Here is a 10,579-nt window from a genome sequence, read left to right as displayed (position 1 = left end):
ATAATACACAATAAAAATTATACTAAATATTTTTGCAATAATTTTCTGTGTTGGAAGAATATCAACTTAGAAATTATTTAAGATTAATTTGTTTATTAACAATAAATTAGATTTAATTTTTAAATGGATTTATTACGAGAAATCTACACCAATTCGAATTACATAATTTTTAAACATAGTTTATATAATATGATTTATTGACATAAATAGAAAAAATATATGGCAAAGAGGTCAATGATATTTAATTCACTTCAGAACCATAATTTGCACCAAATTTTACGCTGTCACGATTCATTGAATAAAACCAAGTGAAAAGTTACGTAAAAAAGAAACCAATAATTTTATTGGCTTAAATAAAAAATCGAATATTACAAATAAGCGGAATGAATATGGATAACGTAGCTCAGCTAGAAACTGATACTAATTTCCAAAGTCGAAAGAAAATAACCTGGGGTGTTTTTAGTGTCCTGCTGTTATTTTTAGTTGCTGGCATCGTATATTATTTTTTTGTATATCGATTCTATCAATCTACTGATAATGCTTATGTGCAAGCCGATGTGACTTGGGTTATGCCAAAGATTTCTGGCGAAGTGATGGAGTTATTAATTAACGATAATCAGGTGGTAAAAAAAGGGGAAACTTTAGCAGTATTAGACCATCGTGATTACCAAGCTCGTTATGACCAAGCCCGTTCTGTGGTCAGCTTGAAAGAAGCTGCACTCGGTGTACAACAACAAAATGAAAAGTCTGCCAAGTCGTCAATTACTGAAGCAAATAGTGGTGTAGTAGCAGCACAAGCCGACCTATCTCGTTTGAAAAAAGAGTTCGAGCGTTATCAAGACTTATTAAAAGATGGCGTGATTACCCGACAAAATTTTGAAGGTGTTCAGTCTCAATATTTAACCGCTCAGGCACAACTTAGTAAAGCACAAGCCGCCGTAAATGCAGCAGAAGCTCAGTTGGGGAGCTTACAAGCGAGTCGAGCGCAGCTTTTAGCAGATATTCAAAGTGCCAATGCAAATTTAAACCTGTATCAGGTTGATTTAGCTTCTTCAAAAGTCGTCAGTCCTGTTTCGGGTAAGATCGGTAGTCTTGCAATTCAAAAAGGTTCACGCGTTTCTCCACAAACCCGCTTAATGGCGATCATTCCTGAAAATAGTTTGTATGTACAAGCGAACTTCAAAGAAACCCAAATTGAAAAAATGCATATTGGGCAGAAAGTGAAGTTAAAACTCGATGCCTATCCGAGTCTGACCTATACCGGAAAAATTGAGAGCTTTTCACCAGCTTCAGGCGCGACTTTCTCACTGATGCCACCAGACAATGCCACTGGAAACTTTAACAAGGTTGTACAGCGTATTCCTGTACGTATTGCCATAGATTCAAGCCCACATATTGATTTGATTAAACCTGGAATGTCGGTGAGTGCCACCGTTGACCTAAGAACTTAATAAAAAAATTTTAGGTAATAAGAAAATGAATAAGCATGTTGAAGCCGAGTGGAGGTTTCCTGCAAAAACTGCATGGGCAATTTTTGTTGCCATGATTTTTGGCAACTTCATGGCGATTCTTGATATTCAGATTGTGGCGAGCTCTCTAAACGAAGTACAAGCCGGCATGAGTGCAAGTCGTTATGAAGTCACTTGGGTACAAACGGTTTATTTAATTGCCGAAATTATTGCAATTCCCATGTCGAGTATTGTCTCGCGGGTGCTTTCGACACGGGTGTATTACACCATGTGTGCAATTGGTTTTACGGTGAGTTCTTTACTTTGTGCTTTGTCGTGGAACTTGGAAAGTTTATTGGTATTCCGTGGTATTCAAGGCTTTATGGGCGGCGGCATGATTCCGACTTCCATGACCGCATTGTATCTACTTTTCCCTGAAGCAAAACGTTCATTGCCTTTGGTTATGTTTGGCATGATCAGTACTTTAGGTCCAGCGATTGGTCCAACCATTGGTGGTTGGCTTACCAATAATTTCTCATGGCACTGGATGTTCCTGATCAATATTATTCCGGGCATTATCATTGCCACGGTCATTTACTCAGGCCCTAATATCGACCGTGCAAACTATTCACTCATCAAAAGCATGGACTGGTTTAGTCTGGTCGGTATGGCGATGTTTTTGGGTGGGCTTGAATATTTCCTCGATGAAGGCGCACGACATGACTGGCTTGCAGACACAGGCGTTCGTATTGCTTTTATGGTCTGCGTTGTGGGCGGCATGATTTTCTTCTCACGAAGTTTTACCCAGCCTAAGCCTTTGCTCGATTTATCAGTATTTAAAAATAAAAACTTTACTTTAAGTGCTATCACAACGTTTGTGATTGGTATGGCGCTGTATGGCTTGGGTTACATGATTCCCGTGTTTCTTGGGCAAGTCCGTGAAATGAACAGTAGCCAAATTGGTCACGTCATGATGGTAACAGGCATTGTCATGTTTTGCTTTGCGCCGTTCCTTGCTTGGCTCATTCCTAATTTTGATACCCGAAAAACTGTATTTGTCGGAATGGTTCTGGCTGGTTTTGGTGTATGGCTCAATTCGCACCTCAGCATTCACAGCGATTATGACTTCATGTTCTGGCCGCAAATTTACCGCGGTATTGGTCTTATGATCTGCCTAATTGTGGTATCACATTTGGCTATGAGTACTTTGCCACTCAGTAAAGTGGCCGATGCCAGTGGTATTTATAACCTCATGCGCAATATTGGCGGTGCGGTTGGGCTGGCGCTGATTAACTCATCTTTAGACTGGTTGACTGCAATGCATGTCACCCAGATTAATCAGGCGATGACACCGCAAAACTGGATATTTACAGAGCGACTTGATCAGCTCACGGCGCAATATCAAGAAGTCGGTGCAAATGCCCAGCAAATCGCGCTGAGTGTGATTTACCGCGATATTCATTTTCAAGCACTGACATCTAGCTTCAATGATTTATTACGCATGCTCGCAATCATTATGTTTGTGACTGCCTTTTTAACCATCTTTATGGACAGGGGGAAGAAAATGAATATGTAAGTTTTAGCAGTAGAGGGCAGCTTTTAAAGAATGAAAAACAATAGGGCATATCAAAACGTATCCCTTCTTAGAAAAAGAACATTTATACGAGTTTCCAACATCGCCTTATGAGCGAGCGGAACTCACAGATCTGGATGTGGGAGATTAAAGTATTATGATTAATACAACATATAAACTGATTTCAAAATTGAACCTGAAAAACGCAACTTATGGGCAATATTTTGAAAAAGAGCAAATTGATACTGATCGACTAAAAGAGATGTATTCCATTTACGAACAGTATTATGAAAATACCAGATTTTCTATTTTTGTAGATGATTTTGAAAATAAAAGCGGTGCGATCTTAATTTTTGACTCTGAGACAGATGAGATTGTCGGTTTCTCGACTGTTGTGGTGCAACACTTCTACTTAAACGGTAAAGACTACACCGTGTTGTTTAGCGGTGATACGGTCATTTTGAAGAAGTTCTGGGGCACGCGTACATTACAAAGTACCATGCTCAAACTCATGATTAAGCTTCGCATCAAATATCCTTTTAACGAACTCTATTGGTTACTCATTTCTAAGGGCTATAAGACCTATCTATTACTTGCCAATAACTACTATGTCTATTACCCAAACATTAAAGATGAAAACCAACACCTTTCGGAAGTGGTTGAGCACTACTGTGAAAAATTCTTTGGTGAATATTACGACCGTGAAGCTGGCTTGCTGAACTTTGGTGATGACTATCAGCCATTAAAAGGCGAAGTTGCACCTATTACTGCCGAAATGCGAGAAAAGAATCCAAATATTCACTTCTTTGAACAAAAAAATCCAACTTGGAAAGCCGGTACAGAACTGCCGTGTATAGGCCGTCTAGGCTGGAAAGATATTGCTCGTTTCCCTGTGAAGCTCATGACGAAGCCGACCAGTAAAGGTAAATGTGAAGCAGCGCGTATAACTCATAAAACAAAACGTAGAGAGGCCATCCAATGAAAACTAATGAATGGCTAACGCTTGGCTCGCATCTTATTTTAAAAAAATGGTGTGATGCATCTGACCGTAATTTCCAAAAACAGTTTAATGCTTTAGAAACCACACAACGTCAAATTTTGCATTCGATATTACAGACTTCTACCTTTGCCAAAGATAAAAAGGTTCAAAACTATGAGCAGTTTGTAAAAGCCTTTCCTGCGACTCGCTATAGCGCATGGCGAGAAGACATTCAGCGTTACCGTGAACAGAAGCTTTCACTGTCTAGTAGTAAGTTGGTTCGTTTCCAGCCGACCAGTGGTTCGAGTGAACAAATTAAGTTTATTCCATACACCAAGCTGTTTTTAGATGAACTTGACCATGCAATTGCGCCGTGGATGGCAAGTTTATACCGTAAGTGTCCAGAGCTTAGTTCGGGTACGCATTATTGGTCGGTATCATGGTTGCCTGAAAGTCAACGTGAAGTTTTAAAAGACAAAAACTTAAATGATGATAGTGCGCTACTTGGCGTAGGTAAACGCATACTGTCTAAGTTTACCCAAGCGGTTCCAAGTAACGTTGCCTTTGCAGCCAATGCTGACGATGCACTCTTTGCCACCATTTGTTATTTGGTCGCAAACCGTAACTTAGCTATGATTTCGGTGTGGAGCCCAACGTTTGCGCTGCAATTGCTTGAGCGTTTGGAGTCATTACAAAAGGACGTGATAGAGGTGCTTAATAACGGTAAATGGGGCAATCGTCAGGGTTCATTAAAAGAAGTGACCGCACCGCATAGCCCTGAAAGCGCTCAAGCCTTAATTGCGAGTTCAAACGGCGCACAGATCGACTTTAAAAAACTTTGGCCAAAGTTAAGCTTAGTGTCAAGTTGGGACACCGCTGGTTCAAAAGCTTGGGCGGAAAAATTAAAAGAGAAATTACCCAGCGTTCAGTTTGAAGGCAAAGGGCTATGGGCGACCGAAGGTGTAGTGACCATTCCCTATAATGACCAATACCCACTTGCATATCAAAGTCACTTCTATGAATTTGAATATTTAGAGGGTGAGAAACAAGGTCAAATCATTCCTTCATGGCAGCTTAAACAAGGTGATGTGGTCAGCCCACTCATTACTTCGGGTAATGGCTTACTGCGGTATTGTCTAGATGACTGCTTAAAAGTGACTGGCTTTATAGAGCAAATTCCGTGTTTTGAGTTCCAAGGTCGCCGTTTTGGTGTAGATCTGGTCGGTGAGAAACTTGCACCTGAAACTGCTCAACAGTTGTTGTCTCAGTTAAATGAAACCGAGTCAAAAGCGATTTCTTTACTCGCGATTGATACTCAGCAACAAGTTAAACCATTTTATTGCGTGCTTTTTGAAGGCGACATTCATCACAGCATTAGCAATGAATATATCGACAATATCTTACGTCAAAACTTCCATTATGAACTTGCACGAAACTTGGGGCAGCTTGACGAGCCGCAAATTCGCCAAGCCAATAATGGCTGGAATGCCTATAAAAAACTGGTCATGTTTGATGGCATTATCGAAGGCAATATCAAACCTGAGCCACTCAAAAAAGTCACCCTCAATAGTTTGGAACAACTATGAAAGGGATAAAGCCATTTAATACTCGGTTTTTAACACTTCGACACGCCTTGTATCTAGGCGTGTTGTTGGTGTCGAATACGCATGCCATGACTTTAGATGAGGCTTTATCTGCAAGTTTAAGACATGAAAGTCAGCTTGAAGTGAGCCGTTTAAGCGTAAATCAATCCACCGCTGTGCTTGAACAGGCCAAACAGCGTGATGGACTCAAAGTCAATTTAGTCGGGCAACTAGACTATGAAAGAATAGATACGCCTTCACACGTTCTGTTTCCAACCGAAGGAAACCGTAAAGGGCGAAGTTTGCAATTGCAGGCAGATTATCCAATTTATACGTCTGGACGACACCGTTTAGGAATTGATGTTGCCGAAAGTCAGCTTTCTGCCCAAAACCAAGGTTTATCAGATCAACGGTCGGAAACCATTTTAAATACCGTGATGGTTTATACCGACGTATTAAAAAAGAAAGCCATTTTAGAGCTTAGACAAAAGACTATGGCAAATCTGCAGCGATCTTTATATGAATCTAAGCGCCGTTTTGATGTCGGTATGATTACTCGTGCGGACTTGGCTCAAGTTTTGGCACAAGTCGCTCAAGGTCAAGCTGATATTACACAGGCGCAGTCTAACTTGACTGTAAGCGAAGCGCAGTTTTATCAAGTAACAGGTACAACACCTGACAACCTTGTTGCCATTAAACAACTACCAGCTATACCGAATGGGCTAGATGAGATTTTGGCGCAAACCAAGAACCATCCGGCTTTAATGCGTGCTAAATATGAAATGCAAGCCGCAGAGAAACAATATGCTTTAACTAAACGGGAACTCTGGCCAACGGTTATGCTGACCAGCCGTGCCGGAAAGCAAGATGAAGCGAGTTATATTGGATCTGAAAGTAATAACTATATGGTCGGGTTACAGCTCAATGTACCGCTCTATGACGATGGTTTAAATCGCGCCAATGTAAAAAAAGCGCAGGCTGATATCGATTTGGCTCATCAGAAAATACGAAGTCTTGAACTGGACTTAAATAAGCGTACCCGTACCACCTATGCACAGCTTCAAACCATCCGACAAAATAAAGATGCATTGGCAAATGCCATAGAGGCAGCGTCTATTGCCTTTGTCTATACACGTAAAGAGTTTGATGTCGGCACCAAAACTACCTTTGATTTGCTTAATACCGAGCAAAAGCTACTCGATGCACAAACCCAAAAAACCGTAAATGACCAAGACGAAGTGGTGTTTGTTTATCAACTACTCGACCAAATGGGACGTTTAAATAGTTTGGTTCCTATGCAGACCGCACAACAGGTGAATAATGAATAAAACAAATACACCACTCGTAGAAAATACCCTGATTACCCGTGAAGCGACTTTGGCAGATGATGAGGCTTTACGAGACCTAATAGCTGTGCCGATGACCACCAAAGGCATACAAATTAGCTTTCAGCGTGAACCAAGTTATTTTAGAGCGTCTGACATTGTCTATCGGCATAAACTACATGTTGTGATTGAAGACACCGAGAGTCAAAAGAAGCTCGCTTGTTATAGCAATGGCTATCGTCCTTGTTATGTCGACCGAAACATACAAAACTTGCGATACGCTGGAGACTTACGGGTAGATCATAGCTATCGGGGTAAATCACTGGTGAAGGTATTAGCCAAGCATGTAAAACAAACCATGCACGCACCCAACTTTAGCCAAATGATTATTTTTGATGATAACCATGCCGCACGCGCCGCTATACAAACGGGTAAAACTGGAATGCCCGATTATTATGATGAAGGGCTTATAGAGACACTGAGCCTGACGAGTACAGGTGCAAAACGAAAAATCACGGCTTTTCTAAAGCAGACTTCTAAACAGATTCATCTTCAAGAGATCCGTACATGTACAGCCGAAGCCGAACATGTGGAAGCCATGAACCAGTTTATTGCCGATATGGCAGAGTTTTACAACTTTATACCTGCCTATGACTTTGAAGAACTCGCCCAAGGGCATCAGTACTTTTCAGGCATAAAACTCTCAGACTTCTCACTTTACTTTAAGAGTGAAAAACTGGTGGGTATGTTTGGCTTGTGGGATCAGCATAGTATTAAGCAAACCAAGATTCTAAATTATAGTTCGACCATAGGTGTTCTTAGACCCGTTTATAACTTGCTGACGCCAATTACTAAAGGGATGCGTTTGCCTAAGCTGGGTGACTCTATCCAGTACCATGTATTGCATACGCTTATGTGTCATCCCGAAGATTTAGCTTTACATCATAAAATGCTCGAAGATGCCTATAACCAGTCAAAACAACAGGGCGTTGGTGTGGTGAGTTTTACGCTTTCTCATAAAGACCCGCGTTATAAGTTAAATCAGTTCTATAAAGGTGAGCGTTTAACGGGTATGCATGGTTTTATTAGTTATGAGGGCGACCCAAGACCAAATTTTGATAAAAACCTGATTCCCTACTTAGAAGTTGGGCGTATTTAACCCTTAGATAGTTTCGCCGTAAGTTATGAATGCGCAAAAATTTGCTCAATTCTTATGAATGTTAAATAAATTTGAGCAAATATATGCGCAAAATGGTCAATGTTCGCTAGGGCAAGAGACTTTTTAATAGTTATTTTGATTACGTTACAAAATCAAAATAACTCTTTTGGGATTTAATAAAGCTAGCGAATTTGACCCTTTAGCCCAACTTATCTTGCGCCGTTGAAACAATTAGAATGGTTTGAAGGTAATAATCAACACGTGCGTGATTATTGTCTTTATGTGAGTTATGCGCATTAAAGGCTGCATCATGAAGTTTCACCACTCGAGCGATCGGATTTGAACTACAACGAATTAAATATTCTCTGCGTGTTTCATCTTCTCGTTTAGTTAATGCATCGACGGCATCGCGGATTTCTTTTCCAAATAGGCTTTCGATTTTGTCTAGCGTAAGAGGCGTGTCTTCAACACTATCGTGGAGAAGGGCGGTAATAATGTAGATTTCTGAAAATTGATGCTCGATTAATGAATTGACCACACCTTTAATATGGTACTCAAAGTAATCATGAGGGCCATACTTTTGACCTTTATGAGATTCTTTAGACAATGTCTCTGCGAGTTCAACTTGATTTTGAGTCATTTTTTGCTCTTATCACTTTAAGTATATGACGCGGCCTAATGGGTGAGATTAGTCGCTTAGGTCATAATTTTATACTGAATACTTATATTAGGCATAAGAGTAATTGCTCACTTTTATTAATTCATTCTTTGTTGATGTGAACCAAACCAGTCTTTAAGTTTTTGAAATTTTAAACTTTAACTTAATGATATAAAAGTAGATTGTAAATATTACTTAAGAGTTCCCTTAATTATCTAATTAAATGAAAAATAATAACTATTTAAATAATTTCTAGCCAATTTCACATTGACAGCTCAAATATTGGAGATTACCATTTGCGGGCTGGCCTACATTGCCAGACGGTCGTCGCAGACCGTATTAAGACCGCATCAGGATTATTTCTTCTGAGGAATAGTTTTGTGCGAAAACTCCCAGTCTCCTCCCGTAGCGGTAGGACGGGAGAGGGACACCCTCGGGTGTGCTGGATGTCTTAACCAGTCTGCGAACCCTCTTCCGTTCTGCCACCATAAAACTTATGCTCTGGCAGAACTCCATATATAAGGAGTTGGTTTTGCGCATCCAGTATTTCTTGGCAACCTTTGCCAAAAGCTATAACAACACAGCTTAAAACATTTAACGCAGCTTGATCGCCGTAAGGCTTTTTCAGGCTTTAGCTCGTTATTACTTAAAACTTCATCAACAACTAAAACTTGAGATGTGCTCGGCACAGTCTTTACGGCTTTGCTACGCCTTTTTTTCACCTTTAGAAAAGTGGAAGGCATTTATATCTCATTTATATACAACAAAAATTTAATTTATAACGGTAAAAATATGCAAAATTTAACTCTCCCAACACGTGCATTAAAAGTCGTAAATAAATCAATTGAGCTGTTTCACTACAACGGGTTTCATATTGTCGGCGTGGACAGACTTGTGAAAGAGTCTGGTATTCCAAAAATGACCTTTTATACCTACTTTCAATCTAAAGAACGCTTTATTGAAATTTGCTTAATCGTGCAAAAAGAACGACTCCAAGAAAAAGTAGTCTCTATGGTCGAATACGACTACAACACCAGCGCAGCAGATAAACTCAAAAAGCTCTATAACTTACACGCAGATATAGGCGGGCTGTATTACCTGTTGTTTAAAGCCATATTTGAAACGAAAAATAACTACCCAAACGCGTACATAACCGCCGTGAGATATAGAATATGGCTCATCAACGAAATATATAGCCAACTTAGAGCACTTAACTCCGATGTTTCCTTTACCGATGCCAAAATATTTTTATATATGATTGATGGTGCAATCATTCAGCATTTAAGTTCGGATGAAGTTGATGAAAGGGTGTTGGAGGTGTTTTTGAGGGGGATGGGGTGTAAATAATTTTAAGTAGGCGGCTTCAAGCAACTATAAGCGTTATACCTTTTGTGCTAAAGCTCTATAATGGGCTTTTCCACAATTTTAACTAATAAAACTCTCACTTTAAAAACTATATATTTTATTCTTTAACAAGAGAAATAGTACTCACACCATACTTATCCTTTTTAAAATATAATTGTGCAATATGATTTTTGTTTTTTAAAATTAAGTGATTTCTTATTACAGGTAAGTATTTTTTATGAGAAACATGCGTATTGCTCATATCGGCAAGGGTGCCAGCTATCATATCTGGTATTCTATTCAAGTTATCAGTAATAGGTGTTGATTTACTATCATGTTGAATAAAAATAATTTTATTATTAGTTTTTATGAATGAATGGAGCGATGCGTGAATCATACTGAATATTAAGGGCATACTTAAGTTTTTTTGCTCAAAATTTATTAGGCTATCTCTATCTGAGATCCAAATAAATGAAAGTTTTTTATTTTCATGAGCTTGTGATATTAGAA

At 39.4% G+C, this 10,579-nt stretch carries 9 protein-coding genes; 7 read left to right on the top strand and 2 right to left on the bottom strand.

What is annotated here, in order from left to right:
- Window positions 1–389: 389 nt before the first annotated feature.
- The 6 genes from ACH63V_RS17245 to ACH63V_RS17220 all read left to right on the top strand — a co-directional run bounded on the left by ACH63V_RS17245 (window position 390) and on the right by ACH63V_RS17220 (window position 8,067).
- A complete protein-coding gene (locus ACH63V_RS17245) occupies window positions 390–1,451 on the top strand; it encodes an HlyD family secretion protein (RefSeq protein WP_209832995.1) in 1,062 nt (353 codons plus the stop codon).
- Between the two features lie 25 nt (window positions 1,452–1,476).
- A complete protein-coding gene (locus tag ACH63V_RS17240; protein WP_396464200.1) occupies window positions 1,477–3,024 on the top strand; it encodes a DHA2 family efflux MFS transporter permease subunit in 1,548 nt (515 codons plus the stop codon).
- A 187-nt stretch (window positions 3,025–3,211) separates the two neighbouring features.
- Window positions 3,212–4,003 (top strand): hypothetical protein, encoded by a 792-nt coding sequence (locus tag ACH63V_RS17235; protein ID WP_171462375.1) that lies wholly within the window; start codon window positions 3,212–3,214, stop codon window positions 4,001–4,003.
- Complete coding sequence (locus ACH63V_RS17230) at window positions 4,000–5,586, top strand: GH3 auxin-responsive promoter family protein (protein ID WP_396464199.1); 1,587 nt, start codon at window positions 4,000–4,002, stop codon at window positions 5,584–5,586. Before ACH63V_RS17235 ends, ACH63V_RS17230 begins: the two co-directional genes overlap by 4 nt.
- Window positions 5,583–6,911, top strand: coding sequence for a TolC family protein (locus ACH63V_RS17225; RefSeq protein WP_396464198.1), 1,329 nt, complete (start codon window positions 5,583–5,585; stop codon window positions 6,909–6,911). Before ACH63V_RS17230 ends, ACH63V_RS17225 begins: the two co-directional genes overlap by 4 nt.
- On the top strand, window positions 6,904–8,067 hold the full coding sequence (locus ACH63V_RS17220) for a hypothetical protein (protein ID WP_396464197.1): 1,164 nt from the start codon (window positions 6,904–6,906) through the stop codon (window positions 8,065–8,067). The genes ACH63V_RS17225 and ACH63V_RS17220 overlap by 8 nt, the downstream gene beginning before the upstream one ends.
- Window positions 8,068–8,266: 199 nt before the next feature.
- Here ACH63V_RS17220 and ACH63V_RS17215 read toward each other — a convergent pair whose 3' ends face one another.
- On the bottom strand, window positions 8,267–8,707 hold the full coding sequence (locus ACH63V_RS17215; RefSeq protein ID WP_396464196.1) for an HD domain-containing protein: 441 nt from the start codon (window positions 8,705–8,707) through the stop codon (window positions 8,267–8,269).
- Window positions 8,708–9,517: 810 nt separating this feature from the next.
- Here ACH63V_RS17215 and ACH63V_RS17210 point away from each other — a divergent pair.
- A complete protein-coding gene (locus ACH63V_RS17210) occupies window positions 9,518–10,072 on the top strand; it encodes a TetR/AcrR family transcriptional regulator (RefSeq protein WP_396464195.1) in 555 nt (184 codons plus the stop codon).
- 115 nt (window positions 10,073–10,187) lie between these two features.
- Here the strand turns inward: ACH63V_RS17210 and ACH63V_RS17205 are convergent.
- Window positions 10,188–10,579: hypothetical protein (locus ACH63V_RS17205; RefSeq protein WP_396464194.1), on the bottom strand; the 392-nt coding region annotated here is incomplete at its 5' end.

Source organism: Acinetobacter sp. ABJ-A23_2, assembly GCF_044538765.1.
GTDB classification, from domain to species: domain Bacteria; phylum Pseudomonadota; class Gammaproteobacteria; order Pseudomonadales; family Moraxellaceae; genus Acinetobacter; species Acinetobacter nosocomialis_A.
The sequence above is the reverse complement of the archived record's forward strand: the minus strand, read 5'-3'. Positions and strand labels throughout refer to the sequence as shown.

Bases quoted from the DNA above. Each gene is read 5' to 3' on its own strand.
- ACH63V_RS17245 (WP_209832995.1), top strand. From the start codon at position 390: ATGGATAACGTAGCTCAGCTAGAAACTGATACTAATTTCCAAAGTCGA.
- ACH63V_RS17240 (WP_396464200.1), top strand. From the start codon at position 1,477: ATGAATAAGCATGTTGAAGCCGAGTGGAGGTTTCCTGCAAAAACTGCA.
- ACH63V_RS17230 (WP_396464199.1), top strand. From the start codon at position 4,000: ATGAAAACTAATGAATGGCTAACGCTTGGCTCGCATCTTATTTTAAAA.
- ACH63V_RS17225 (WP_396464198.1), top strand. From the start codon at position 5,583: ATGAAAGGGATAAAGCCATTTAATACTCGGTTTTTAACACTTCGACAC.
- ACH63V_RS17220 (WP_396464197.1), top strand. From the start codon at position 6,904: ATGAATAAAACAAATACACCACTCGTAGAAAATACCCTGATTACCCGT.
- ACH63V_RS17215 (WP_396464196.1), bottom strand. From the start codon at position 8,707: ATGACTCAAAATCAAGTTGAACTCGCAGAGACATTGTCTAAAGAATCT.
- ACH63V_RS17210 (WP_396464195.1), top strand. From the start codon at position 9,518: ATGCAAAATTTAACTCTCCCAACACGTGCATTAAAAGTCGTAAATAAA.